This window comes from Streptomyces sp. RK62 (assembly GCF_018070255.1).
Lineage (GTDB): Bacteria > Actinomycetota > Actinomycetes > Streptomycetales > Streptomycetaceae > Streptomyces > Streptomyces nigra.
This window is the reverse complement of record NZ_JAGPYD010000020.1, coordinates 1-26094: the sequence shown is the minus strand read 5'-3', so window position 1 is coordinate 26094 and position 26094 is coordinate 1. Positions and strand designations below refer to the sequence as shown.

Genomic DNA, 26094 nt, shown 5'->3' with positions numbered 1-26094 from the left:
CCGCCGTCACCAGCGGCCGATGTCCACCCGCGGCATCTTCGGCACCCGCCGCTTGGGCACCCGTCCGCTCAGCAGGATCAGCCGGGCCGCCCGGTGCCGCTGCCCCGCGTACGGCTCCAGCAGCTCCAGCATCGCGGCGTCGTCCGCGTCCCGGTCCCCGGCCAGCGCGAACCCCACGATGCCCGGCAGATGCACGTCCCCCACGGTGACCGCGTCCGCCGCGCCGTGACTGCGCTGCACGACCTCGGCCGACGTCCAGGGCCCGATCCCCGGCACCAGCTCCAGCCGGGCCTGCGCCTCGGCCGGAGCCATCCGGACCGCCTCCTCCATGCGCGCGGCGACCCGCACGGCCCGCAGGACCGTCGACGCCCGCTTGTTGTCCACGCCGGCCCGGTGCCACTCCCAGGACGGGATCAGCGCCCAGGTCCGCGGGTGGGGCATCACACACATCCGCTCGGGCGCGGGCCCGGGCGCCGGTTCGCCGTACGCGCGCACCAGCAGCCGCCACGCCCGGTACGCCTCGTCGGTGGTGACCTTCTGCTCCAGGATCGACGGGATCAGCGACTCCATCACCAGACCGGTGCGGGTCAGCCGCAGTCCCGGCCGCCGGTGCCGGGCCTCCGCGACCACCCGGTGCCGGGGCACGAAGACGGACGGGTCGTCGGCGGCGCCCAGCATCTCCGGCAACTGCTCCAGCAGCCACTCGGCGCCCGGCCCCCACGCCTCGCCGCGCACCTCGGTGCCCCGCGCGGCGACCCGCAGCGTGCCGGGCCCGGCCGGGGTCAGCGCGGTCCGCCACACCGAACCGTCCGGTGTCGCCCGGAACGTCGGATCGCCCGGCCCGCGCCGCAGCGGCCCCAGGACCAGCCCGAGATCGAGCGGCCCGTCCGGCACCCAGGTCCGCACGCGTCCCGGCGCCGGGGCCTGACGCGGCACGCCCGCGGGCACGGCGACCTGCCCGCCGCGCACGGTCGTACGCGTGGGCCGCTGGGGGAATCGTCCTGCCACGGTGTCCTCGGGGTGGGGAAGGGGCGTGCGCCTGAAGGATGGGCGCGCCCTACGAGCGTAGGCGCTTCGCGCGCTGCGTCAGCGCACCTCGATGAAGGCCGCCGCCTCCCGCTCGGGCCGGGGCCGGGGCTCCTGCGCCGGATGCCCGACCGCCACGGCCCCCATCGGGTCCCAGTCGTCCGGCAGTCCGAGCACCTCGCGCACGACGTCCCGGCAGAACATCGTGGACGACACCCAGGCCGAGCCGAGCCGCTCACCGGCCAGGGCGACCAGGAAGTTCTGCACGCCGGCGCCGGTCGCGACGACGAACATCTCCCGCTCGGCGGCGTCCCGCCGCGCGTCGCCGTAGCTGTGCGCCCCGTCCATGACGAGACACGGCACCACAAGATAGGGGGCGTGGCGCAGCACGTCGCCGCGCCGCACCCGCTTGGCGATGGACTCCTCGCTCTTGCCGTCCCGGCGCAGATCGGCGATCCACGCCTCCTTCATGGCGTCGAGCAGCCGGGTGCGCGCCCCGGCCGACTCCAGCAGCACGAACCGCCACGGTGTCGTGTGGTGCGGGGCCGGCGCGGTGACGGCCGCCGCGACCGCGCGGCGCACGGCCCCCGGGTCGACGGGCTCGTCCGTGAACGCCCGCACGGTCCTGCGCTGGGTGACGGCCTCCCGTACGGCCTCCGAGGTGCCGAGCCGGAACATGTCGTCCCGCGCCTCGCGCACCAGGGGCCGCGCGCCCGCGCCGTCGTCCTCGGTCACGGTGTGCGCGAGGCCGCGCACCACGGCGACGGGCAGCCCCTCGGCCTTGCCCTTCACCAGGTCGCCGGCGGCGGCGAGTTCGTCCGCGGTCGCCACGACGGTCGCGCTCAGCGGGTTGCCGTGGGCGTCCCGGCCGCCGCGCAGATCGTCGAGCACCCGGACACCGGCGGCGCCGATCGCGACATCGGTGAGCCCGGTCCGCCACGGCCGCCCGAAGGTGTCGGTGACGAGGACGCCGACGTCGACGCCGAGCGTGGCGCGCAGTCCTTCGCGGATCGCGCGCGCGGAGGCGTCCGCGTCCTCGGGCAGCAGCAGTACGGTCCCGGGGCGGGTGTTGGAGGCGTCGACCCCGGCCGCCGCCATGACGAGCCCCTGGCGGTTCTCCACGATGCGCAGGGGGCCGCGGCGCGCCACGACCCGGACGGTCTCCGCGTCGATCGCGGCCTCCCGGTCGGCGGCCTCGATGATCCGGCCCTCGGCCTTGGACACGATCTTCGAGGTGACCAGCAGGACGTCCCCGTCGACGAGCCCGGGCTCTGCGGCGGCGATCAGCTTGGCGAGGTCGTCGCCCGGCCGGACCTCGGGCAAGCCCGGCACGGCCCAGACGCGGTACCCCTCGGCGGACGGCCCGCTCACGCGCCCCGCACCTCCTCCGCCAGCGCCAGCGCCTCGCGGGCCATCTGCGCGGCGGCGTCCGGGTCGGTCATCATCAGCGGGACGGCCCGGCAGCGGATCCCGGCCGCCTCGACCCGCTCCACGGCCTCCGCGTCCACGGTGTCGACGAGCCAGCCGTCCAGCAGCCCCGAGCCGTAGTGCTCGGCGACCGCCGCGGCCGTCGACTCCACGCCGACCGCCGCGAGCACCTTGTCGGCCATCCCGCGCACGGGCGCGCCGCCGACGATGGGGGAGAGCCCCACGACCGGCACGCCCGCGTCGGCGATGGCCTCGCGGATGCCGGGCACGGCCAGGATCGTGCCGACCGAGACGACGGGGTTGGACGGCGGGAACAGGACGACGTCCGCCTGCGCGATCGCCTCCAGGACACCCGGCGCGGGCTTCGCCTGCTCGGCGCCGACCGGGACGATCGCCTCGGCGGGCACCGAGGCGCGCAGCCGCACCCAGTACTCCTGGAAGTGGACGGCCTTGCGCTCGCCGTCGATCTCGACGGCGACATGCGTCTCGACGCGGTCGTCGGTCATGGGGATCAGCCGCACCCCGGGCTGCCAGCGGTCGCACAGCGCCTGCGTCACCGCGCTGAGCGGGTACCCGGCGCCGATCATCTGCGTCCGCACGATGTGCGTGGCGAAGTCCCGGTCGCCGAGGCCGAACCACTCCGGGCCCACCCCGTAGGCGGCGAGCTCCTCCTTCAGATGGAAGGTCTCGTCGGCCCGGCCCCAGCCCTGCTCCTCGTTGATGCCGCCGCCGAGCGTGTACATCACCGTGTCGAGGTCCGGGCAGACCTTCAGCCCGAAGAGGTGGATGTCGTCCCCGGTGTTGCCGATGACCGTGATGTCCGCGTCCGGCGCGGCCCGCTTCAGACCACGCAGGAACCGGGCACCGCCGATGCCGCCTGCCAGAACCACAATGCGCATGGCCCAAGTCTGGCAGGCGGGTACGACAACGCGTCAGGCGGACACCGGGCGCGCCTCGCAGGCCGCGGGCGCCGGGGCGGCGCGCAGCTGGGAGCGGGGGACCATCGGCATCTCGGTGAGGCCCGGGTAGTAGACGTGCAGGCTGACCGCGGGCTCCAGCGCGTCGTTGACCACGTCGTGGGTGTAGCCGGGCGCGAAGACCCGCTCGTCGCCGGGGCGCAGGACGCGCGTGCCGCGCTCGGTGTGCTCGGTCAGGGTGCCGTCCAGCACCGTCAGCACGCCGGAGGACGGGCCGTGGTCGTGCGGGCCGCTGCCCTGTCCGGGCACCCAGGACAGCAGCCACACCTCGTAGCCGGGTCCGGTGCGCAGCCGGTGGTACCAGCGGGTCGTCGCGTCGTACTGGACGAGGTGCTCCCACTGCGACCGGTCGACGGCGAGGGAGCGGGCCAGGCCGACGAACTCCGCCACGGTGGACGGGTGCTCGCGCGGGGCCTGGAGGAGGTGCGGGACTTCGAGGATGTCGCCGGCGATCTGGAGGTCGCTGTCGCTGTTCATGGGGTGCGGTGGTTCCTCAGTGAAGAAGGTCAGAGGGAACGGCAGCCGCGCCGGGGACGACGCGGCCTTCAGCCGGAGCGGAAGAGGCTCAACAGCTGGGACAGCAACAGCTACAGAACGCGCGGGCGGCACCGAGGGACCCGGCGGTGCGGGTCGAGGTGAGTGCCGGATTCGCGAGCATGCCCACAAGGACAGCGGTTCATACGTATGCCTGTCAACTCGACGCCCGGTGATGTGGCACAGCTTTCACCCCATCCGGTTCATCTGTCTGGCGAAAGGTTTGTGCACGGGGTTGCCGGGACACATGGCGCACATCCGGGCGCACGGGCGTCGTTGTGATCCTGTGATCGGACTGTGATCCGGTTCGCATCCGCGCGCGTGTGCAACGAGATCGAACGACTGGGCGTCTTGTTCCGTACAGGCCTTGCGCGGGAGTGCGCTCCCGTTCGGGCTCTGTCCGGTTGTCAAGGTTTAGGACGATTTGAACACTTTCCGCTAGGCCTTGGTTCCGCAGAGTGAATAAGGGGCCCAATAGCAGATCTCGGCTTGACTCGCCCGGAGCAGCACACTTGTAATTTCACTCGTGTCGTTCAGCCGAAATCGGTAACGGCTACATCACGGGGACGCGAAAGACGGACGAGGGGCGCACATGACCGAGCTGGTGCAGCAACTGCTGGTCGACGACGCGGACGAGGAGCTCGGCTGGCAGGAGCGCGCGCTGTGCGCCCAGACCGACCCCGAGTCCTTCTTCCCCGAGAAGGGCGGCTCGACCCGGGAGGCCAAGAAGGTCTGCCTCGCCTGCGAGGTCCGCTCCGAGTGCCTCGAGTACGCCCTCGCCAACGACGAGCGGTTCGGCATCTGGGGCGGCCTGTCCGAGCGCGAGCGGCGCCGGCTGAAGAAGGCCGCCGTCTGACGGACCGCCGACGGCCCGGCCGTCACCACCCGCCGCGGGACCGCGCGGCGGGGCGCGCGAGGGCGAATCCGTCCGTACCTCCGCATCTCCCAACGTCTCGAACAGATCTCGAACGGCCCGTCGCGGGTGGGTTGTCCACAGGCGGCGGGCCGCTGTGATGCCCAGCCAGTAGTGTGGGCGCTCGTCCGAGACGTCCCGCTGTCCCCCGGGGACACAGGCGTCCACCGCAGTCCATCGAACCGGGGCCTGTACCTCGATGTCCGTGCACAGCCACACGGCGGCGCAGCACGACGCCGCTGCCACACCTGAGTTCCCGCGTCATGTGGTGACCGCGGTCCTCGTCTCCCACGACGGCGCCCGCTGGCTGCCCGACGCGCTCGCCGGGCTGCTGAGCCAGGAGCGCCCGGTGCAGTTCGCCGTAGCGGCGGACACCGGCAGCGCCGACCAGTCCGCGCAGCTGCTCACCGACGCCCTCGGCGACGACCGCGTCCTGCACCTCGCCCGGCGCACCGGCTTCGGCCAGGCCGTCGAGGAGGCCAACCGCACGGCTCCCGTCCTCACCCCGGACGAGCTCACCTATCTCAAGCGCCCGAGCGGCTGGGACCCCGTCACCCGCACCTGGCGCGACGACGCCTACGACCTGCCCGAACTGCCCCACGGGGAGCCGGTGCAGTGGCTGTGGCTCCTGCACGACGACAGCGCCCCCGAGCCCGACGCCCTCGCCCAGCTGCTCCGCGTCGTGGAGAACGAACACGAGCTGGGCCGCGGCGACGACATCGCCGTGGTCGGCCCCAAGCTGCGCGGCTGGTACGACCGCCGCGCGCTCCTGGAGGTCGGCGTCACCATCGCCAACTCCGGCCGCCGCTGGACCGGTCTGGACCGCCGCGAGCAGGACCAGGGGCAGCACGACCATGTGCGCCCGGTCCTGTCCGTCTCCACCGCCGGCATGCTGGTCCGCCGCGACGTCTTCGAGGAGCTCGGCGGCTTCGACCGCCACCTGCCCCTGATGCGTGACGACGTCGACCTGTGCTGGCGCGCCACCGCCGCCGGCCACCGCGTCCTCGTCGCCCCCGAGGCCGTCGTCCGGCACGCCGAGGCCGCCTCCCGCGAGCGCCGCGCCGTCGACTGCGTGGGCCGCACCGCCGCCTCCCCGCACAAGGTCGACAAGGCCGGCGCCGTCTACACCCTGCTCGTCAACACCCGCAGCGCCGCGCTGCCCTGGGTGCTGCTGCGCCTCGTCGTCGGCACCGTCCTGCGCACCCTCGCCTACCTCGTCGGCAAGGTCCCCGGCCAGGCCCTCGACGAGATCCGCGGCCTCATGGGCACCCTGCTGCGCCCCGAGCGGATCATCGCAGGCCGCCGCCGGCGCGGTGCCCCCGTCATCGACAAGGGCGAGCTGCGCGCGCTGTTCCCGCCGCCCGGGGCCACCGTGCGCGCCACCGTCGAGCAGGCCGCGAGCAGCCTCGTCGGCCGCTCCGACCCCGAAGTGGCCTCCGGCGCGGGCCGGCACGGCAGCGCGATCGAGTCCGGGCCCGGCGGCGACGACGCCGACTTCCTGGAGATCGAGCAGTTCGCGCGCCTCAAGCGCGTCGCCCGCAAGCCCGCCCCGGTGCTCTTTCTTGTCCTGCTGCTCGTCTCGCTGATCGCCTGCCGGGAGCTCCTCGGCGGCGGCGCCCTCGCGGGCGGCGCGCTGCTGCCCGCCCCGGCCGACGTCGGCGAGCTGTGGTCGCACTATGTGGACGCCTGGCACCCCGTGGGCGCCGGCGGCACCGCGTCCGCGCCGCCGTACCTCGCGATCGTCGCGACCCTCGCCTCCCTGCTGCTCGGCTCCACCGGGCTCGCCGTCACCGTGCTGCTCGTCGGCTCGGTGCCGCTGGCCGGGCTCAGCGCGTACTTCGCGTCCCGCCCGCTCGTCGAGTCCCGTCTGCTGCGCGCGTGGGCGGCCGTCGTCTACGCCTTCCTGCCCGCCGCCACCGGGGCCCTCGCCGGCGGCCGGATCGGCACCGCCGTCCTCGCCGTGCTGCTGCCGCTGATCGCACGCGCCGGCATCGCGGCCAGCGGCCTGGCGAACGCCTCCGGCACCCGCGGCAGCTGGCGCGCCACCTGGGCCTACGCCCTGCTGCTCACCGTCACCACCGCCTTCACGCCGATCGTGTGGCCGATCGCGCTGGTCCTCGGCATCGCCCTGCTGGCGCTGCGGCGCACCGACATCACCGCGTACGGCCTGCGCTTCCTCGCCCAGCTCGGCGTCCCCCTGCTGGTGCTCGCCCCCTGGTCGCTGACGCTGCTGCCGTTCGGCTTCTTCCAGGAGGCCGGCCTGGACTACGGCGCCTCGGCCGCGTCCGCCCTCGACCTGCTCAACGCCAGCCCCGGCGGCCCCGGCACCGTCGACGGGCTCATGCTCGTCGGCATCGTCCTGGCCGCGCTGGCCGCCCTGCTGCGCTCCGAGCGTCAGCTGGGGATCAGGACGGCGTGGGCGGTCGCCCTGCTGGGCCTCGTCTTCGCGGTCCTGTCCAACCGCTCGGCCTGGGCCGGGCCCGCGACCCTCGTCTACGGCCTCGCGCTGCTGGCCGCCGCCCTGCTCGGCGCCGACGGGGCACGCGCCCGCGTGGCGGAGCAGAGCTTCGGCTGGCGCCAGCCGGTCGCCGCGCTGGTCGCCTTCGCCGCCGCGGCGGGCCCGTTCCTGCTCGCCGCCGGCTGGATGATCCGCGGCGCCGACGGTCCTGTGGAGCGCCGCAACCCCGTGCAGGTGCCCGCGTTCGTCGCCGAGGAGAGTCGCACCAGCGACCAGGCCCGCACCCTCGTCCTCGACAGCGACTCCCCGGCCCGCGTCGGCTATGTGCTGGTCCGCGGCTCCGGCGCCCGCCTGGGCGACGCCGAACTCGCCCTGGCCGACGGGGAGAACACCCGGCTGGACAAGATCGTCGCGAACCTCGTGGCCGGCTCCGGCGCCGACCAGGCCGACCAGCTCGGCTCGTTCGCGGTCCGCTACGTCCTCGTCCGCAAGGGCGCCCCGCGCGAGGTCGCGCGCGTGCTGGACGCCACGCCCGGTCTGTCGCGGCTCAGCGAGCAGAAGGGCAGCGCGCTGTGGCGGATCGACCGGGAGGTGTCCCGCGCGGCGATCGTCGCCGGGTCCGGTGCCGCGTCCGCCGCTCCGCAGCCCGTCGCCGCGGGCCCCGTGGACATCCACACCACGATCGGGTCCGGCGCGGACGGCCGCGTCCTGCGGCTCGCCGACACCGCCGACGACGGCTGGACGGCCACTCTGGACGGCGCGCCGCTCACCCCGACGACGGTCGACGGCTGGGCGCAGGGCTTCGAACTGCCCGCCTCCGGCGGCCGGCTCGACGTCACCTACGACGACCCCTTCACCCACACCCTCTGGCTCTGGGCGCAGGGCTTCCTGGCCGTCGTCCTCGTCGTCATGGCCCTCCCGGGCCGCCGCCGCGACATCGACGACGACCTGCCCGAGGAGCAGCCCGTCCCCGCCGAGGCCATGGCCGGCGAGGGCCGGCGGGCCCGCCGGCTGCGCGCCCAGGCGGAGGCCGAAGCCGAGGCGGCCGGTCAGGGCACGGACACCCCGGAGACGCAGGCACCCGAGGACGACGGCTTCCCGCCCGCGCCCCCACAGCCCCCGGCCGCCCCGGCGGACATCCCGCAGCAGGGCTCCTACGGCGAGTGGGACACCCCCGGCTACCAGAGCCCCGAGTACGGCGGCTACCAGGGCGAGCAGTACCAGGACGCCCAGCAGTACACGGGCGGCGGCTACGACCAGACGTACCAGGCCGACCCGTACCAGGGCGGCCAGTACGACCCGTACACCTACGGCGGGCAGGACCAGACCGGGGCCTACGACGCCTCCTACGACCAGACCTACCAGCAGGGCTACGACCCCGCGTACGACCCGGCGCGGCAGGACCCGCACGGCAGCGGACGTTCCGACGGGAGCCAGCAGTGAACCGCACGACCCTGTCCCTGATCGCCGGTGCCACCGCCCTCGCCGCCGTCACCGGGTTCGCGGCCGTCACCTCCCCGGACACGTCCGCTCCGGACACCACGGCCACGGCCGCCGAACTCCCGGTGGAGCGCACGAGTCTGACCTGCCCGACGCCGAGCGTCTCGGACCTGGCGGAGACGACGTACACCTCGTTCACACCCGTCACCAAGGGCACCGGCAGCGACGGCAAGGCCGAACTGCGCCCGGCCGTCACGGAGTCGACGGACGGCGAGGACGCGAAGGACGGCAAGGGTGGCAAGGACGGCAAGACCGGCAAGGCCTCGGGCAAGGGCGACAAGGACGGCAAGGGCGAGAAGGAAGCCAAGGCCTTCCTGACCGCCAAGGAGCCCGGCAAGCCCCTCGCCGAGGACGTCTCCGGATCGGACTCCCCGGCGCTCGTCGGGACCGCCGACGGGAAGTTCGCCCCCGGCTGGACCGTGCAGCAGACCACCGAGGTCGCCGCGGGCACCGGCCGCGGTCTGCTCGGCGCCGCCTGCACGGCCCCGGACACCGACTTCTGGTTCCCCGGCGCCAGCACCGCCGCCGACCGCACCGACTACGTGCACCTGGTGAACCCGGACGACTCGGCCGCCGTCGTCGACATCGAGCTGTACGGCAGGGACGGCGCCCTGGAGACGACCACCGGCGAGGGGATCACGGTCGCGCCGCACTCCGACGACCCGGTGCTGCTGTCCACGCTCACCACCGAGAAGCTGGACAACGTCACCGTGCACGTCAGCGTGCGCAGCGGCCGGGTCGGCGCCTCGGTGCAGGCGCTGGACGACAAGCTCGGCGGCGACTGGCTGGGCGCGTCCGTCGACCCGGCGGGAAGCCTCGTGATTCCCGGCATCCCGAAGGACGCCACGGCGGTGCGGCTGATCGCGTTCGCACCGGGTGACGCCGACGCGGACCTGACGGTGCGCCTCGCCTCGCCCACCGGCCAGATCACCCCGGCCGGGAACGAGACGCTGCATCTGAAGGCGGGCATGACCGGCGCCGTCGACCTCGGCGACGTCATGCGCGGCGAGCCGGGCTCGCTGGTGCTGACCCCGACGGGCCGCTCGGTGCCGGTGGTCGCCGCGGTGCGCGTGGTGCGCGGCAAGGGCGCCGGGCAGGAGACGGCGTTCATACCGGCGACCCGGCCGGTCGGCACCCGGGCGACCGTCGTGGACAACCGCGCGAAGGGCACGACGCTGTCGCTGACGGCGCCGTTCGGCGCGGCGGAGGTCAAGGTCACCGCGTCCGCGGGCAGCGAGGGCGGCACTCCGGCCACGAAGTCGTTCACGATCAAGGCCGGTACGACCCAGCAGGTCGAGGCACCGGTGCCGAGCGGCCTGAAGGGCACGTACGCGCTGACGGTGGAGTCGGTGTCGGGCGGCGAGGTCCACGGCGCCCGGACGATCACGGACGCGCAGGACGGTGTCTCCGCCTTCACGGTGCAGACCCTGCCCGACGACCGCGGGACGGTGGCCGTGCCGAAGGCCGACCAGGACCTCTCGGTGCTGCAGCAGTAGGGGGCGGGCCCGGCCGCGGAGGTCAGTCCTCGCCGTAGCGGGGGTCCACGGTCTCCGGGGTCAGCCCCAGCACCTCGGCCACCTGTTCCACGACCACCTCGTGCACCAGGGCCGCGCGCTCGTCCCGGCCCTTGGTGCGGATCTCCACCGGCCGGCGGTAGACGACCACCCGGGCCGGCCGCCCGTCGCGGGCGGCGATGGTGCCGCCGAGCGGGACCGCCTCGTCGTTCCAGGTGCCGTCCAGGCGCGGCACCTCCAGGACGAGGAAATCGATGTCGGCGAGCTGCGGCCAGCGGCGTTCCAGGCGCTCCACGGAGTCCTGGACCAGGTCGGCGAAGGCGTCGGCGCGGCTGGCGGCCAGGGGGACCTGGGGCGGTGCGATCGGGCCGCGCATGCCCCGGCCGTGGCGATCACGGCGGCGGGGCCCGGGGCCGACGGCACGGGGCGGTACGGGGGTGTCCATCACTGACGAAGCGTAGTCCCCGTGGCCGCCGCCCGTCGGATCTCCGTGCGCCGGTCGGGGCGGTGTGCGCCGGGCCGTACCGCATGTCGGCAGATGACCATTCCAGCCAAGCTTGGGCTCGTTTCCGTATCTCTCCGAGACCGCCGACGTGGTGGTAATTGACGGGATTTGTGGGGAGAGGTGACCACTTCCGGCCGGAGCCGGTTTCCGGGGCCGCCCCGTCCTCGCAGGTCACAGAGGTGGGGTGAAAGGGGCGTGTGGGGTGTTTCACACCACGACACGGTGGGGTGACCTGGGGGAGAGTCGTCGCGGCCCGCTCAAGAGTGCGGTACCGTCCAACGTCGTGAGCCCTGTACGTCGCTGTTCGCGCACCGCTTGCGGCCGTCCCGCCGTAGCGACGCTGACGTACGTCTACGCCGACTCGACCGCGGTCCTCGGCCCGCTCGCCACCTACGCCGAACCCCACTGCTACGACCTGTGCGCCGAGCACTCGGAGCGCCTCACCGCCCCGCGCGGGTGGGAGGTCGTACGACTGCTGGACGGCTCCGCTCCGGCCCGCCCCAGCGGGGACGACCTGGAAGCGCTTGCCAACGCAGTGCGTGAGGCGGCCCGTCCGCAGGAGCGCGCCGCCCAGGCCGGCGGTGGCGGTGGACGCGGGGCCGACCCGATGGAGGTCGCGCGCCGGGGGCATCTGCGCGTGCTGCGCTCGCCCGACAACTGACGTCCGCCTCCCCGGACGCCTTCCTTCCGCCTTCTCGTGATCTCCTCACGGCAAGTGCTGCACGCCCATTGACGCCACGTTGTCGCGGACACGACCATTCCTAGGCCGGAACGAGAAATCGCTTTCCGTATGGCGGAATCCGGGGAGGCGTCGTGTACGTGCAGGAACTGGAGCCCGTCGGAGGCTCCCTCGGTCTGTCCGCCCTGGTGGCGGCACTACCGCTGGTGATCGTCCTGGTCCTGCTGGGCGCGGTCCGTATGAAGGCCCATCTGGCCGGGCTCACGGGCCTCCTGGCAGCCGTTCTGGTCGCCTGGCTCGCCTACGGCATGCCGCTCGACCAGACGCTCTCCAGCGCCGCCCAGGGAGCCGTCTTCGGCCTCTTCCCCATCCTGTGGATCGTCGTCAACGCCCTGTGGGTGTACCGGATGACGGTCCGCACCCGGCACTTCGACATCCTGCGGCGGTCGTTCGGCCGCCTCTCCGACGATCCCCGTATCCAGGCGCTCGTCGTGGCCTTCTGCTTCGGCGCCCTGCTGGAGGCCCTCGCCGGGTTCGGCGCCCCCGTCGCCATCTGCTCGGTCATGCTCGTGGCGCTCGGCTTCGACCCGGTGCGGGCGGCGGTCGTCGCGCTCGTCGCCAACACCGCGCCCGTCGCCTTCGGCGCCATGGGCACCCCGGTCGTCACCCTCGCCCAGGTCACCGGGCTTCCATTGGACGACGTCGCCTCCGTGGTGGGCCGTCAGACACCGCTACTGGCCCTCGTGGTGCCGCTCGTGCTGGTCGGCCTGGTGGACGGCCGGCGCGGTCTGCGGGAGACCTGGGTGCCCGCCCTGGTGTGCGGAGTCGCCTTCGCCGTCGCCCAGTTCGCCGCCTCCAACTACGTCTCCGCCCAACTCGCCGACATCGGCGCCGCCCTGGCGGGCGCCGGCGCCCTGGTCGCCGTACCGCACGCGCGCGTGCCCGCCACGGAGGCCGTACGCGCGTCCGTGCTGACCGGGACGCGCAGCGAGGAACTGGACGAGCACGACCCGCGCGGCGAGGTCGTCCGGGCCTACGCCCCCTATGCGCTGATCGTCGTGATCTTCTCCGTCGCCCAGATCCCGCCGGTCAAGGACTTCCTGGCCCGGGCCACCCGGACCTTCGACTGGCCCTTCCTGGACGTCGCCGACGCCTCCGGCGACCCGGTCGGCGCCAACGTCTACAGCTGGCCGATCGTCTCCACCGGGGGCACGCTCGTGCTCCTCGCCGGGGTGTGCACGGCCGTCGTGCTCGGCGTGCACGCGCGCGTGGCCGTCAAGGAGTGGCTGGCGACCGTCCACGAGCTGCGGTACGCCATCCTCACGGTCACCTCGGTGCTGGCCCTCGCCTACGTCATGAACCTCTCCGGACAGGCCGCCACCATCGGCCACTTCGTCGCCGCGGCCGGCGCCGGGCTCGCCTTCCTGTCGCCGGTGCTGGGCTGGTTCGGTGTCGCCGTCTCGGGCTCCGACACCTCCGCCAACGCCCTGTTCGGCGCGCTGCAGGTCACCGCCGCCGGTGAGTCGGGGCTGTCACCGGAACTGCTGGCCGCCGCGAACAGCTCGGGCGGTGTGCTCGGCAAGATGATCTCGCCGCAGAACCTCACCATCGCGTGCGCGGCCGTCGGACTCGCGGGCCGCGAGGGCGACCTGCTGCGCAAGGTCCTGCCGTGGAGCCTGGGGCTCCTGCTGGTCATGTGTCTGATCGTGGTCGGCCAGAGTTCACCCGTACTCGGCTGGATGCTGCCCTGACCCTTTGGCCGACCACCGGGTTACGACTGTGGGTCCACTCGGGACCGAGGCACCGCGCTGTCAGTGGCTACGGGTAGTTTGGGGTCCCGGTGAGGACTTTCAGGAGGGTTGCCCGTGGCTGCTGATCTGTCGCAGATCGTCAAGGCGTACGACGTGCGCGGAGTGGTCCCGGACCAGTGGGACGAGCCGCTGGCCGAGCTGTTCGGCGCGGCCTTCGCCCGGGTGACCGGCGCGAGCGCGATCGTGATCGGCCACGACATGCGGCCCTCGTCCCCGGGTCTGTCGGGCGCCTTCGCGCGCGGGGCCGCCCGGCTCGGCGTGGACGTCACCGAGATCGGCCTGTGCTCCACCGACCAGCTGTACTACGCCTCGGGCGCGCTGGACCTGCCCGGCGCCATGTTCACCGCCTCGCACAACCCGGCGCGGTACAACGGCATCAAGATGTGCCGCGCCGGCGCCGCCCCCGTCGGCCAGGACACCGGCCTCGCCGACATCCGCGCCCTGGTCGAGGAGTGGACCGCGTCCGGAGCCCCGGCCCCGGCCGCCACGACCGGCGCCGTCACCCGGCGCGACACCCTGGACGACTACGCGGCGCATCTGCGCTCCCTCGTCGACCTCACCTCGATCCGCCCCCTGAAGGTCGTCGTCGACGCGGGCAACGGCATGGGCGGCCACACCGTCCCGACCGTGTTCGCGGGGCTCCCGCTGGACGTCGTCCCGATGTACTTCGAGCTGGACGGCACCTTCCCGAACCACGAGGCCAACCCGCTGGACCCGGCGAACATCGTGGACCTGCAGAAGCGGGTCCGCGAGGAGGGCGCCGACCTCGGCATCGCCTTCGACGGCGACGCCGACCGCTGCTTCGTCGTCGACGAGCGCGGCGAGCCCGTCTCGCCGTCCGCCGTCACCGCACTCGTCGCCGCCCGCGAACTCGCCCGCTACGGCGGGCAGGGCACCGTCATCCACAACCTGATCACCTCGTGGTCCGTCCCCGAGGTCGTCCGGGAGCACGGCGGCACACCCGTGCGCACCCGCGTCGGGCACTCCTTCATCAAGGCCGAGATGGCGACGTCCGGGGCGATCTTCGGCGGCGAGCACTCCGCGCACTACTACTTCAAGGACTTCTGGAACGCCGACACCGGCATGCTGGCCGCCCTGCACGTCCTCGCGGCGCTCGGCGGCCAGGTAGGCACCCTGTCCCGGCTGGTCGCCCAGTACGACCGCTACGCCGGCTCCGGCGAGATCAACTCCACGGTCGCCGACCAGGCCGGCCGCCTCGCCGCGATCCGCGCCGCCTACGAGGGCCGGGACGCCGTCACCCTGGACGAGCTCGACGGCCTCACGGTGACGTCCGCCGACTGGTGGTTCAACGTCCGCCCGTCCAACACCGAGCCCCTCCTGCGGCTCAACGCCGAGGCCCGCGACGAGGCCATGATGGCGAAGGTGCGGGACGAGGCCCTGGCCATCATCAGAGCCTGAGCCCCCGCGCGCGGGGCGGCCCGGCGCACCTGCGGGGCAGCGCCCGCGAGCCGCCCGCACCGGCGGTACGCTGACCAGGCACATCCGACAAGCACACGGACCACCGAAACCCGCCCCGAAGGGACCCGCCATGCCGCTGGAAGCCGGCCTCCTGGAGATCCTCGCCTGCCCGGCCTGCCACGCCCCTCTGGAGGAGCAGGACACCGAGCTGGTCTGCACCGGTCAGGACTGCGGCCTGGCGTACCCGGTCCGCGACGGCATCCCCGTCCTCCTCGTCGACGAGGCCCGCCGCCCCGCCTAGGACCGCACGGCATGGCCCAAGCCGGGCCACACCTGCACCCGGCGGGCGCGAGCCCGGCCCGCACCGCATGACGTAACCGCACGAAGCACCCGCACGAAGCACCCGCACCGACGCACGGCACGACAGAGCCGCCAGAGGACCCGGCGATCGGAGGCCTTCCGCCCATGCTCGACGAATCGCTGCTCGACGCGCCGGAAGCGCTCGCGGAGGCCGACCGCCGGGCCCTGCTCCGCGGCGCGGCGGAAGCAGGCGCCCGCGTCCGCACCGCGGCCCGGCACGCCACCGAGGCAGGCGTCCACGACCTCAAGCCCGACGGCCGCCCCCGCGCCCTCCTGATCGCCGGACCCGGCGCCGCCGCCATCTGCGTCGCCGACCTCCTCGGCACCCTCGCCGGCGCCACCAGCCCCGTCACCCGGCTCGCGCCGACCGGCGTCGCACCGGCCGGCGGAGCCCTGCGCTGGGAGCTGCCCGGCTGGGCCGGCTCCGTGGACCTGCTGCTGATCGCCACCCCCGACGGCACCGAGCCCGGCCTGTCGCTCCTCGCCGAGCAGGCCTACCGGCGCGGCTGCACCGTCGTCGCCGTCGGCCCCGCCGGCTCCCCGCTCACCGAGGCCGTGCACAACAACCACGGCCTGTTCGTCCCGATGGCGACCGCCCCCTACGACGAGGACATCCCGCTCGCCGCCTCCGCGCCCGGCGTGCTGTGGGCGCTGCTCACCCCCCTGCTCGCGCTCCTCGACCGCACCGGCGTCCTCGCGGCCCCGCCGGACGCCGTGCAGAAGGTCGCCGACCGCCTCGACCACATCGCCGAGCGCTGCGGCCCCGCCGTCGCGACCTACAGCAACCCGGCCAAGACGCTCGCCGCCGAACTCGCCGACGCCCTGCCGCTGATCTGGACGGAGGGCGTGTCCGCGGGCCCGGCCGGCCGTCGCTTCGCCGCCGCGCTCGCCGAGCTCTCCGGCCACCCCTCGCTCGTCGCCGAACTGCCCGAGGCCCTCTCCGCGCACAGCGCCCTGCTCGCCGGCCGGCTCGCCGCCAGCGCCGACCCCGAGGACTTCTTCCGCGACCGCGTCGAGGAGCCCGCCGCCCTGCACGCGCGCGTGGTGCTGCTGCGCGACCGGCCCATCGGCGGCCTCACCGCCGCGCCCGCCGCCCGTGACCTGGCCCTCAGCCACGACACGCCGATCAGCGAACTGGAGCCCGAACCGGGCGGCGAGTTGGAGACCCTCGCGGAACTGATCGCCGTCACGGACTTCGCCGCCGTCTATCTGGCGCTCGCCTCCCGCGCCTGAGCCGTCCTAGGGCGCCCGCGCGCGAACCGCCGTACGCGCCGCCGCTGTTGGGCGGGCGCCCCGTCCCACCGAAGAAGACCCGCGCTCGTACGCGCCGGCACGCACGCACAGAGAGCAGGCAGAACCCGCATGGACCGCCTCGACAACACCGTCCGCCCCTACGCCTGGGGTTCCACCACCGCCATCCCGCGGCTCCTCGGCGTCGAGCCGACCGGCGAACCGCAGGCGGAGATGTGGATGGGCGCCCACCCCGGCGCCCCCTCGCGCACGGCCCGCGGCACGCTCGCCGAGGTGATCGAGGCCGACCCCGAGCGGGAACTCGGCGCGGCCACCGTCGCCAAGTTCGGCCCCCGCCTGCCCTTCCTGCTCAAGCTCCTCGCCGCCGGCGCCCCGCTCTCCCTCCAGGTCCACCCCGACCTCACCCAGGCCCGGCAGGGCTACGAGGACGAGGAGCGCCGCGGAATCCCTATCGACGCCGGACACCGCAACTACAAGGACGCCAACCACAAGCCCGAACTGATCTGCGCGCTCACCGAGTTCGACGGCCTGTGCGGCTTCCGCGACCCCGTCCAGGCCGCCGGTCTGCTGGACGCCCTCGGCGTCGACTCCCTCAAGCCGTACGTCGACCTGCTGCACGCCCGCCCCGAGGAGGCGGCCCTGCGCGAGGTGCTCACGGCGATCCTCACCGCCGACCGCGACGCCATGGCCCACACCGTCGCCGAGGCCGCGGCCGCCTGCACCCGCCTCGGCGGCGAACACACCCCGTACGCCGGCATCGCCCACCACTACCCCGGCGACCCCGGCGTCATCGCCGCCATGCTCCTCAACCACGTCCGGCTCCAGCCCGGCGAGGCCCTGTTCCTCGGCGCCGGCATCCCGCACGCCTACCTCTCCGGACTCGGCGTCGAGATCATGGCCAACTCCGACAACGTCCTGCGCTGCGGCCTCACCCCGAAGCACGTCGACGTCCCCGAACTCCTGCGCATCGTCCGCTTCGAGGCCGGCGACCCCGGCGTGCTGCGCCCGGAGGCCGCACCCGACGGCGAGGAGGTCTACGAGACCCCGATCGACGAGTTCCGGCTGTCCCGGTACGTCCTTCCGGAGGGCACCACCGCCCACGACCTCACCCACGCGACCCCGCAGATCCTGCTCTGCACATCGGGTTCCGTCCGTGCCGGGGAACACGACCTGACGCCGGGCCGGTCGGTCTTCGTACCGGCGGGCGAGAAGGCCGAAGTGTCCGGTGCCGGCACGGTGTTCCGGGCCACGGTCGTCGTCTGACCGAGGCATCCGGCGCCCCGGGACACCGGGCTCCGGCCGGGCTGCGACAATGGCCCACCGGCAAAGGCCGGGCAAAGTCGGGCGGGGGTCGCGCGCCCCCGCCGACGAGGCCCGGCGGTCGTACGTACGAAGGCTCCGAAGGTGAAGGGACAACGCGACACATGAGCGCGTCAGGCGGGACCAAGGCGATCGTGGCGGCACTCGCCGCCAACCTCGCAATCGCGGTATCGAAGTTCGTGGCGTTCCTGTTCAGCGGCTCGTCCTCGATGCTCGCCGAATCGGTGCACTCGCTCGCCGACTCCGGCAACCAGGCCCTGCTGCTGGTCGGCGGCAAGAAGGCCCAGCGCGAGGCGACCCCGCAACACCCCTTCGGCTACGGCCGCGAGCGCTACATCTACGCGTTCCTCGTCTCGATCATCCTGTTCTCGGTCGGCGGCATGTTCGCCCTCTACGAGGGCTACGAGAAGATCAAGCACCCCCACGAGATCGACCACTGGTACTGGCCGGTCGGCGTCCTCGTCTTCGCGATCATCGCCGAGAGCTTCTCCTTCCGGACCGCCATCAAGGAGTCCAACACCCTGCGCGGCAGGAAGTCCTGGAAGGAGTTCATCCGCCACGCCAAGGCCCCCGAGCTGCCCGTCGTCCTCCTCGAGGACCTCGGCGCGCTGGTCGGTCTGATCCTGGCCCTCGGCGGCGTCGGCCTCGCCCTGCTCACCGGCGACGGCGTCTGGGACGGCGTCGGCACCATCTGCATCGGCGTCCTGCTCGTCCTGATCGCCGTCGTCCTCGCCATCGAGACGAAGTCGCTGCTGCTCGGCGAGTCCGCGGGCACCGAGGAGACGAAGCGGATCGAGGCCGCGATCGTCGACGGCGACACCGTCACCGGCATCATCCACATGCGTACGCTCCACCTCGGCCCCGAGGAGCTGCTCGTCGCCGCCAAGATCGCCGTCCAGCACGACGACACGGCCGCCGAGATCGCCGGCGCGATCAACGCCGCCGAGACCCGCATCCGCGAGGCCGTGCCGATCGCCCGCGTGATCTACCTCGAGCCCGACATCTACAGCGAGGCCGAGGCGGCCAAGGGAGCCGACCCCGAGGCCACCCCGGGCGGCCCCACCCAGCACGACCCCGCCCACTGAGACCCGCTCACCCCGCGGGGCCCGCCGGATCACTTCCGGCGGGCCCCGCGGCATGTGGTCCCCCGCTAACCGACCTCGCGCAGCACCTCCACGACGGCCGCCTCGTCCGGCGCGGCCAGCAGCCGCTCCCGGAACCCCGCGTCCATCAGCCTGCGCGACAGCAGCGACAGGATCCGCAGATGCTCGTCCCCGGCGGCCGCCTCCGGTACGGCGATCATGAACACCAGCCGGGCCTTCGTCCCGTCCGGGGAATCCCACTCGACGCCCTCGTCGGACCGCGCGAACCCCACGACCGGCGCGCTCACCGCGTCCGTCTTGGCGTGCGGGACCGCGATCTCCTCCCCGAGCCCGGTCGTGCCCTGCTCCTCCCGCCGCAGCGCCGCCGCCACCAGCTCGTCCGCGTCCACGACCCGGCCGCCGCGCGCCAGCAGGCCGGCCATCTCCCGGATCGCGGCCTCCTTGTCCGTGGCATCAAGCCGCACCCGCACGGTCCGCTCGCTCAGATGCCCGGACAGCACCTCGCCGGCCTCCTCGGCCTCCTCGACGGACGACCCGAGGCCGGCCGCCGACTTCGCCGACTCCGTGGCCCCACCGACACTCGCACCGACCAGCACGGGCTCCGGTACGGCCGCACCCGCCCCGGCGAGGGCCGGCACACCGCGCCGCTCGCTCACGTCGACGAGGGCGACCGTCGTCAGCGCGGTCACGACCGAACCGATCACCACGGCCACGAAGAACATCGGCACCCCGCTCACCGCGCCCAGCACGGCCACGATCGGCCCGCCGTGCGGCACCGCGTCCTCGACACCGGCGACCCCGGCGATCGCACCGGCGACCGCGCCGCCCAGCATGTTGGCCGGGATGACCTGCGCCGGCCGGGCCGCCGCGAACGGGATCGCGCCCTCGGAGATGCCGAAGCACCCCATGAACAGCGCGGCGAACCCGGTCTCCCGCTCCTGCTCGGAGTACAGCCGCCTGCGCAGCAGCGTCGCCAGGCCCTGGCCCAGCGGCATGACCGGGATCGCGGCAGCGCACATGCCCATGACCGTCTGGTTGCCGGTCGCGATGAGCCCGGCGCCGAACAGGAACGCCGTCTTGTTGACCGGCCCGCCCATGTCGAACGCGATCATCAGGCCCAGGATCGCGCCGAGCAGGACCGCGCTGGTCCCGGTCATCCCGCTCAGCCAATCGGTCAGGTGCTCGAACACCCAGGAGATCGGCTTGCCGATGACGTAGATGAAGAACAACCCGAGCGCCGTGGTCGCCACGATCGGGATCACGATGATCGGCATGATCGGCTGGACGAACTTCGGGACCTTGACCTTCTTGATCCACAGCACCAGATACCCGGCGAGGAACCCGGTCACGATGGCCCCGATGAACCCGGCCCCCGCCTTGGAGTCGTACAGCTCCCCGGTGTTCGCGATCCAGCCGCCGATCATGCCCGGCACGAGCGCGGGCCGGTCGCCGATGGCGTAGGCGATATAGCCGGACAGGATCGGCACCATCAGCGTGAAGCCGATGACGCCGATGTTGTTCACGTCCATCCAGAAGGAGTCCTTCGGGATGACCAGGCCGCCCGAGGGGTCCGTGTGCCCGCCCAGCGACAGCGATATCGCGATCAGCAGCCCGCCGACCACGACGAACGGGATCATGTAGCTGACCCCGTTCATCAGCGCCTTGTACCCGGCGCTCCGCTTCTTGCCGCCGCCGGACGCGAGGGCGGTGGGGGCGCCCCCACCCGTGTGCACGGGCGCCGACAGCACCCGCTCGATCAGCTGCTCGGGATGCCGGATGCCCTCCGCCACCCCCACGGTCAGGACCCGCTTGCCCGCGAAACGGCTCAGGTCCACGTCCTTGTCGGCGGCGACGATCACCCCGTCCGCCTGCCTGACATCGTTGTCGTCGAGGACGTTCTCCGCCCCGATGGAGCCCTGCGTCTCCACCTTCATGTCGATGCCGCGGCTCTCGGCGGCCTGGGCGAGCTTCTCGGCCGCCATGTACGTGTGCGCGATGCCGGTCGGGCAGGCGGTCACCGCGAGCAACCTCACACGCCGCTGCTCGCCACCGCCGCCCGTGGGGGGAGGGCCGGCTGGACTGGTCACGTCGATCTCCTTACGCCACTGTCCCGCGCCCACCGTCCCGGGTGCCGCGCGGGCCTGTCTGGGTCCCGGTCTGCCGGGCATCCTGCATCACCGCACGGCCGGCTCAAAGGGCCGGCCGCCCCTCGCCGAACTCCCGCCCCCGCCCTCCGCACGGCCTTCACCCGCTCCGCGCACCCGCCCGGGGATGGCGCGAACCATTCGGAGGCGGGCTGGGGACCGCGGCGCATCCCGGTGTAGCTTGGAGGAGAGCCAGACGTCGCTGCTGATGGCGGTCGGGCGGTCCCGACACGGACCGGCCGAGGGAGAGAGGGCCTCCGACGACTGCGCTGCGCGCACGCGGGCATGCCTGTGCCCTCTTCGGGGCACCCCGGTGTCCGCCGCCGCGCAGAACAGCCGTACCCACCCTCGCCCCGATACCGAGGAGCAGCCCGTAATGACGACTGTCGACAACCGACAGGACTTCAAGGTCGCCGACCTCTCCCTGGCCGAGTTCGGCCGCAAGGAGATCACCCTCGCCGAGCACGAGATGCCCGGCCTGATGGCGATCCGCAAGGAGTACGCCGAGGCGCAGCCGCTGGCCGGCGCCCGCATCACCGGCTCGCTGCACATGACCGTGCAGACCGCCGTCCTCATCGAGACGCTGGCCGCGCTCGGCGCCCAGGTCCGCTGGGCCTCCTGCAACATCTTCTCCACCCAGGACCACGCCGCCGCCGCGATCGCCGTCGGCCCGAACGGCACCCCGGACAACCCGCAGGGCATCCCGGTCTTCGCCTGGAAGGGCGAGACGCTGGAGGAGTACTGGTGGTGCACCGAGCAGGCGCTGACCTGGCCGGACAGCCCCACCGGTGGCCCGAACATGATCCTCGACGACGGCGGTGACGCGACCCTCCTCGTCCACAAGGGCGTCGAGTACGAGAAGGACGGCAAGGTCCCGGACGTCGACACCGCCGAGTCCGACGAGCACCGCGTCATCCTCGAGCTCCTGCACCGCACCATCACGGACGGCTCGCAGAAGTGGACCCAGCTGGCCTCCGAGATCCGCGGCGTGACCGAGGAGACCACGACCGGCGTCCACCGCCTGTACGAGATGCAGCGCGACGGCACCCTCCTGTTCCCGGCGATCAACGTCAACGACGCGGTCACCAAGTCGAAGTTCGACAACAAGTACGGCTGCCGCCACTCGCTCATCGACGGCATCAACCGCGCCACCGACGTCCTGATCGGCGGCAAGACCGCCGTTGTGTGCGGCTACGGCGACGTCGGCAAGGGCTGCGCGGAGTCCCTGCGCGGCCAGGGCGCCCGGGTGATCGTCACCGAGATCGACCCGATCTGCGCCCTGCAGGCGGCGATGGACGGCTACCAGGTCACGACCCTCGACGAGGTCATCGACAAGGCCGACATCTTCATCACCACGACCGGCAACAAGGACATCATCATGGCCTCGGACATGGCCAAGATGAAGCACCAGGCGATCGTCGGCAACATCGGCCACTTCGACAACGAGATCGACATGGCCGGCCTCGCCAAGGTCCCCGGCATCGTCAAGGACGAGGTCAAGCCGCAGGTCCACACTTGGACCTTCCCGGACGGCAAGGTGATCATCGTGCTGTCCGAGGGCCGCCTGCTGAACCTGGGCAACGCCACCGGTCACCCGTCCTTCGTGATGTCCAACTCGTTCGCGGACCAGACCCTGGCCCAGATCGAGCTGTTCACCAAGCCCGACGAGTACCCGACCGGCGTCTACACGCTGCCCAAGCACCTGGACGAGAAGGTCGCCCGTCTCCACCTGGACGCGCTCGGCGTGAAGCTCACCAAGCTCCGCCCCGAGCAGGCCGCCTACATCGGCGTCGAGGTCGACGGCCCCTTCAAGCCGGACCACTACCGCTACTGAGCCGAGCGCCCCGCGCTCCCTCGGCAGCAGCCGATCCATCGAGGCAGGCCCCCGCACCCCCGTGCCGGGGGCCTGCCCCTTTGGCCCGTACGTCCCCTCGCGCGTACGGGCCTCGGCCCGCGCGGCCGGACCAGCCCGTCACGACCGGACCGCTCGCGAGACCGGACCGCCCGTCAAGCCCCAGGACCCCGATGCCCCGCGGCCGTTATTCGCTCCTCGATCCGCACGATCACACTCCTTTCGCCCACGAACACTTCCAGTGCGCCCCCGGCCCCTCCGGCTGGCGCTACGTCGCCCGGCGCACCACCCCCGCCGGCGACGACATCGGCTCCGTCGACCTCACCCTCGACGCCCTGGGCCGCCCCCTCCGCCTGGAACTCCACGCCGGGGACTGGCAGGTGCGCGGCGCCGCCCTCGACGGCGTCACCTGGGTCCGCACCGACCCCAGGGGGACCGAGGCCACCGAAGGCAATGTGCCGGCCCACGCCTTCACCGGGACGTCCCCCGCGTTCCTCGTCGCCACCACCCGTCTGCTGCGCCTCACCCCTTCCGCCTCCGCGACCCGCGTACGCCTCGTGGCCCTCACGGACCCGGTCCTCGCCCCCCGCACCGTGGACCAGTCCTGGGCACTGGTGAACAGCGAAACACACGCCACTGACAACGGGCCCCTGACCGTGGACGAGTACCAGGTCACGGCCCTGGACACGGGCGAGCAGCACACGGTGCACATCGCCGGCGACGTGGTCCTCGCGGCCCCCGGCATCGAGCTCGAGGACCTGGACTCACCCCCGTCGACGTTCAGTTGACCGAGCCGGACAGGGCGGACCGGGCGGACTAGGCGGGCGGCACGAACCCGGTGGACGGCCGCGAGCCGGACCGATCTTCTACGGGCGGCGGGTCCTGCGGCACCGGGCGATACGGCACCGGGGGCTCGGGGCGATAGGGCGCGGCCCCCTGGGGCATGGGCGGGGGCATCGCGCCGGGAGCGGCGCCCGGACGGTCGCCGGCCGGCGGCGCCGCGGCGAAAGCACGGCGAGCCTCTCGTGTCTGCCGCTCGTGCAGCACCGCCGCGAGATAGGGGGCGGGCGGGACACCCGGCGGCACCGGCGCACCCGTCCGGGCCGCCAGCTCCGCCGCGAGCCGCTGCGCCATGCCCCAGCCCACCTGCGGGTCCAGCGACCGCATCCGCGTGAGGTACTGCCGGACCTCCAGCCACAACCCGTCCGGCACCGCCGACAGATCGAGCGCCGAGAACCGCCCCGCCAGCCACGGCGGCGGAGGCGGCACGAACCCCGTCCGCCCCTCCGGCACCCGCTCCCGTACGACGAGCGTCCCGGCGAACACGTCACCGAGCCGTCGCCCGCGCGCGGAGACGAGCGAGGCGGTGACGGCGATCACGCCCAGCGTCAGCAGGATCTCGATCACCCCGATGAGCCCCCGCACCAGGGCGTGTCGGAACCGGATCGGCCCTCCGTCGTCCCGCACCACCCGCAACCCGCAGGCCAGCTTCCCCAGCGAACGCCCATGACTGAGCGTCTCGACCGCGATCGGCCCGCCGACCAGCAGCAATACGAACAGCGCGACCGACAGCGCGGCCTGCGCCGCCTCGTCCAGAGACGCCGTCGCGGCCACCACGGCGATCGTCACGACGATGTACGCCACCACCGCCACCGCCAGATCGAGCAGCACGGCCAGGGCCCTGCTGGGCAGCTTCGCGGGACGCAGCTCCAGCGCCACCGCCTCGCCCGTCACGAGCTCACTCACGCCGTCCGTCCTTCCCTGACCTGCCCCTTGAGTGGCCAGTCTGCCAAGCTGAGGGCGCGTCGCGCCGCAGTACGACAAGCTGACGTCCACCAGGAACCGCCGACGAGCAGCCGGGGAGCAGAAAAGCAGATGGACCTCGACGTCTTCGTCACCGCCCACCGCGCGGAGTGGGACCGCCTCGACACCCTGCTCGGCCGGCAACGCCGCCTCACGGGTGCCGAAGCCGACGAACTCGTCGTCCTCTACCAGCGTGCGGCCACCCATCTGTCCCTGATCCAGTCCAGCGCCCCCGACCCCCAGCTCACCGGCCGCCTCAGCCAGCTCGTGGCCCGAGCGCGCAGCGCGGTGACCGGCACCCGGCGCGCGTCATGGCGCGACGTGACCCGCTTCTTCGCCCACAGCTTCCCCGCCGCGGTCTACCGCTCCCGCCACTGGTGGGTGCCGACCGCGCTCCTGTCCACACTGGTGGCGGCCCTCTTGGGCTGGTGGATCGGCACGCACCCGGAAGTGCAGGCCACCATCGCTGCCCCCAGCGAACTCCGCGAGCTCACCCGCCCCGGCGGCCAGTACGAGACGTACTACTCCAGCCACCCGGCGGCGTCGTTCGCGGCCCAGGTGTGGACGAACAACGCGTGGGCGGCCGCGCTCTGCCTGATCCTCGGTGTCTTTCTCGGTCTGCCCGTCCTCTGGATCCTCTTCCAGAACATGCTCAATCTCGGCGTCGGCATCGGCCTGATGTCGTCGGCGGGACGCCTGGACACCTTCCTCGGCCTGATCCTGCCGCACGGCCTGCTCGAACTGACGGCGGTCTTCGTGGCCGCCGGCACCGGCCTCCGCCTCGGCTGGACCCTGATCGACCCGGGCCCCCGCACCCGACGCTCCGCCCTGGCGGAGGAAGGCCGCGCCGCGCTCGGCATGGCGATAGGACTGGCGCTGGTCCTTTTCGTGTCCGGCGCCATCGAAGGCTTCGTGACCCCTTCGGGCCTGCCCACCTGGGCCCGCATCACCATCGGCGTCCTCGCCGAACTGGTCTTCCTCGTCTACGTCTATGTCGTCGGCGGACGTGCCGCGCGTGAGGGCGAGACGGGTGATGTCGAGCAGGCCGAGCGCAGTGCGGCCGTGCCGACGGCCGCTTGATGTGCGTACGGGCCTGATGAGCTGCTAGTCTCCTCTTCGCCCCGTAGGAGCCGTTGACACGGCGCGAGCGGGGAGGTAGATTCGAACAGTTGCCTGGAGGCGGACTCAGTCCGACCGGGCAGGTGGGAACCTATCTGCTTCAGTGGAACATTGATTCCCGAGAAGCCTCTCCCGATGAATCGGAAAAGAGCGGCCGGTCAGTCCGGTCCAAAACTTCTGATAAAGTCGGAACCGCCGGAAAGGGAAACGCGGAAGCGGGAACCTGGAAAGCACCGAGGAAATCGGATCGGAAAGATCTGATAGAGTCGGAAACGCAAGACCGAAGGGAAGCGCCCGGAGGAAAGCCCGAGAGGGTGAGTACAAAGGAAGCGTCCGTTCCTTGAGAACTCAACAGCGTGCCAAAAGTCAACGCCAGAT

Annotated in this window: 20 protein-coding genes; 13 read left to right on the top strand and 7 right to left on the bottom strand. The window is 73.0% G+C overall.

Annotation, left to right across the window (positions count from 1 at the left end; all coding sequences use genetic code 11):
* Nucleotides 1–6: 6 nt before the first annotated feature.
* From KBY32_RS31215 to KBY32_RS31200, 4 genes are all read right to left on the bottom strand, one after another.
* A complete protein-coding gene (locus KBY32_RS31215; protein WP_210982449.1) occupies nt 7–1008 on the bottom strand; it encodes a DNA-3-methyladenine glycosylase in 1002 nt (333 codons plus the stop codon).
* Nucleotides 1009–1086: 78 nt separating this feature from the next.
* Entirely contained in the window at nt 1087–2397 is a 1311-nt protein-coding gene (locus KBY32_RS31210) for a coenzyme F420-0:L-glutamate ligase (RefSeq protein WP_210982448.1), read from the bottom strand.
* A complete protein-coding gene (cofD, locus tag KBY32_RS31205; RefSeq protein ID WP_115508397.1) occupies nt 2394–3353 on the bottom strand; it encodes a 2-phospho-L-lactate transferase in 960 nt (319 codons plus the stop codon). Before cofD ends, KBY32_RS31210 begins: the two co-directional genes overlap by 4 nt.
* 33 nt (nt 3354–3386) lie before the next feature.
* Entirely contained in the window at nt 3387–3908 is a 522-nt protein-coding gene (locus KBY32_RS31200) for a cysteine dioxygenase family protein (protein WP_210982447.1), read from the bottom strand.
* A 649-nt stretch (nt 3909–4557) separates the two neighbouring features.
* Between KBY32_RS31200 and KBY32_RS31195 the strand changes: the two genes are divergently transcribed.
* From KBY32_RS31195 to KBY32_RS31185, 3 genes are all read left to right on the top strand, one after another.
* On the top strand, nt 4558–4821 hold the full coding sequence (locus KBY32_RS31195) for a WhiB family transcriptional regulator (protein WP_003975777.1): 264 nt from the start codon (nt 4558–4560) through the stop codon (nt 4819–4821).
* 256 nt (nt 4822–5077) lie between these two features.
* On the top strand, nt 5078–8779 hold the full coding sequence (locus KBY32_RS31190) for a glycosyltransferase (protein ID WP_210982446.1): 3702 nt from the start codon (nt 5078–5080) through the stop codon (nt 8777–8779).
* Nucleotides 8776–10332, top strand: coding sequence for a DUF5719 family protein (locus KBY32_RS31185; RefSeq protein ID WP_210982445.1), 1557 nt, complete (start codon nt 8776–8778; stop codon nt 10330–10332). Before KBY32_RS31190 ends, KBY32_RS31185 begins: the two co-directional genes overlap by 4 nt.
* 22 nt (nt 10333–10354) lie before the next feature.
* Here KBY32_RS31185 and KBY32_RS31180 read toward each other — a convergent pair whose 3' ends face one another.
* Entirely contained in the window at nt 10355–10795 is a 441-nt protein-coding gene (locus KBY32_RS31180) for a metallopeptidase family protein (RefSeq protein WP_108707211.1), read from the bottom strand.
* Nucleotides 10796–11138: 343 nt separating this feature from the next.
* On the opposite strand from KBY32_RS31180, the gene KBY32_RS31175 reads away from it, so the two are divergent.
* The 7 genes from KBY32_RS31175 (at nt 11139) to KBY32_RS31145 (ending at nt 18780) form a co-directional block, all read left to right on the top strand.
* Nucleotides 11139–11516, top strand: coding sequence for a DUF3499 domain-containing protein (locus KBY32_RS31175; protein ID WP_030053098.1), 378 nt, complete (start codon nt 11139–11141; stop codon nt 11514–11516).
* Between the two features lie 152 nt (nt 11517–11668).
* Nucleotides 11669–13285: an L-lactate permease gene (locus tag KBY32_RS31170; RefSeq protein WP_210982444.1), complete on the top strand. Its 1617-nt coding sequence runs from the start codon at nt 11669–11671 to the stop codon at nt 13283–13285.
* Between the two features lie 114 nt (nt 13286–13399).
* Nucleotides 13400–14764 (top strand): phosphomannomutase/phosphoglucomutase, encoded by a 1365-nt coding sequence (locus tag KBY32_RS31165; RefSeq protein WP_210982443.1) that lies wholly within the window; start codon nt 13400–13402, stop codon nt 14762–14764.
* Nucleotides 14765–14894: 130 nt separating this feature from the next.
* Nucleotides 14895–15065, top strand: coding sequence for a Trm112 family protein (locus tag KBY32_RS31160; protein ID WP_078883827.1), 171 nt, complete (start codon nt 14895–14897; stop codon nt 15063–15065).
* A 164-nt stretch (nt 15066–15229) separates the two neighbouring features.
* Complete coding sequence (locus KBY32_RS31155; RefSeq protein ID WP_210982442.1) at nt 15230–16357, top strand: SIS domain-containing protein; 1128 nt, start codon at nt 15230–15232, stop codon at nt 16355–16357.
* A gap of 129 nt (nt 16358–16486) precedes the next feature.
* Nucleotides 16487–17638 carry a mannose-6-phosphate isomerase, class I gene (gene manA / locus KBY32_RS31150; RefSeq protein WP_210982441.1) on the top strand — a complete coding sequence of 384 codons (1152 nt, stop codon included), beginning with the start codon at nt 16487–16489 and terminating at the stop codon, nt 17636–17638.
* 161 nt (nt 17639–17799) lie between these two features.
* Nucleotides 17800–18780 (top strand): cation diffusion facilitator family transporter, encoded by a 981-nt coding sequence (locus KBY32_RS31145; protein WP_055624280.1) that lies wholly within the window; start codon nt 17800–17802, stop codon nt 18778–18780.
* A 65-nt stretch (nt 18781–18845) separates the two neighbouring features.
* Here KBY32_RS31145 and KBY32_RS31140 read toward each other — a convergent pair whose 3' ends face one another.
* The gene (locus KBY32_RS31140; RefSeq protein ID WP_308293813.1) at nt 18846–20885 is read right to left on the bottom strand and encodes a fructose-specific PTS transporter subunit EIIC; all 2040 of its coding nucleotides are present in this window, start codon (nt 20883–20885) and stop codon (nt 18846–18848) included.
* Between the two features lie 433 nt (nt 20886–21318).
* Here KBY32_RS31140 and ahcY point away from each other — a divergent pair, with 433 nt between their 5' ends.
* Nucleotides 21319–22776, top strand: coding sequence for an adenosylhomocysteinase (gene ahcY, locus KBY32_RS31135; protein ID WP_210982440.1), 1458 nt, complete (start codon nt 21319–21321; stop codon nt 22774–22776).
* A 191-nt stretch (nt 22777–22967) separates the two neighbouring features.
* Entirely contained in the window at nt 22968–23582 is a 615-nt protein-coding gene (locus KBY32_RS31130; RefSeq protein WP_210982439.1) for a hypothetical protein, read from the top strand.
* A 28-nt stretch (nt 23583–23610) separates the two neighbouring features.
* On the opposite strand, the gene KBY32_RS31125 is transcribed toward KBY32_RS31130, so the two are convergent.
* Nucleotides 23611–24540 carry an RDD family protein gene (locus KBY32_RS31125; protein WP_210982438.1) on the bottom strand — a complete coding sequence of 310 codons (930 nt, stop codon included), beginning with the start codon at nt 24538–24540 and terminating at the stop codon, nt 23611–23613.
* Nucleotides 24541–24669: 129 nt separating this feature from the next.
* Here KBY32_RS31125 and KBY32_RS31120 point away from each other — a divergent pair, with 129 nt between their 5' ends.
* Nucleotides 24670–25677 (top strand): stage II sporulation protein M, encoded by a 1008-nt coding sequence (locus KBY32_RS31120; RefSeq protein ID WP_115508408.1) that lies wholly within the window; start codon nt 24670–24672, stop codon nt 25675–25677.
* Nucleotides 25678–26094: the final 417 nt, after the last annotated feature.

Excerpts from the sequence above, each read along its gene's own strand:
- KBY32_RS31155 (WP_210982442.1), top strand. The coding sequence starts at position 15,230 with ATGCTCGACGAATCGCTGCTCGACGCGCCGGAAGCGCTCGCGGAGGCC.
- KBY32_RS31145 (WP_055624280.1), top strand. The coding sequence starts at position 17,800 with ATGAGCGCGTCAGGCGGGACCAAGGCGATCGTGGCGGCACTCGCCGCC.
- KBY32_RS31120 (WP_115508408.1), top strand. The coding sequence starts at position 24,670 with ATGGACCTCGACGTCTTCGTCACCGCCCACCGCGCGGAGTGGGACCGC.
- ahcY (WP_210982440.1), top strand. The coding sequence starts at position 21,319 with ATGACGACTGTCGACAACCGACAGGACTTCAAGGTCGCCGACCTCTCC.
- KBY32_RS31200 (WP_210982447.1), bottom strand. The coding sequence starts at position 3,908 with ATGAACAGCGACAGCGACCTCCAGATCGCCGGCGACATCCTCGAAGTC.
- KBY32_RS31130 (WP_210982439.1), top strand. The coding sequence starts at position 22,968 with ATGCCCCGCGGCCGTTATTCGCTCCTCGATCCGCACGATCACACTCCT.
- KBY32_RS31160 (WP_078883827.1), top strand. The coding sequence starts at position 14,895 with ATGCCGCTGGAAGCCGGCCTCCTGGAGATCCTCGCCTGCCCGGCCTGC.
- KBY32_RS31195 (WP_003975777.1), top strand. The coding sequence starts at position 4,558 with ATGACCGAGCTGGTGCAGCAACTGCTGGTCGACGACGCGGACGAGGAG.
- KBY32_RS31180 (WP_108707211.1), bottom strand. The coding sequence starts at position 10,795 with ATGGACACCCCCGTACCGCCCCGTGCCGTCGGCCCCGGGCCCCGCCGC.
- KBY32_RS31190 (WP_210982446.1), top strand. The coding sequence starts at position 5,078 with ATGTCCGTGCACAGCCACACGGCGGCGCAGCACGACGCCGCTGCCACA.
- manA (WP_210982441.1), top strand. The coding sequence starts at position 16,487 with ATGGACCGCCTCGACAACACCGTCCGCCCCTACGCCTGGGGTTCCACC.
- cofD (WP_115508397.1), bottom strand. The coding sequence starts at position 3,353 with ATGCGCATTGTGGTTCTGGCAGGCGGCATCGGCGGTGCCCGGTTCCTG.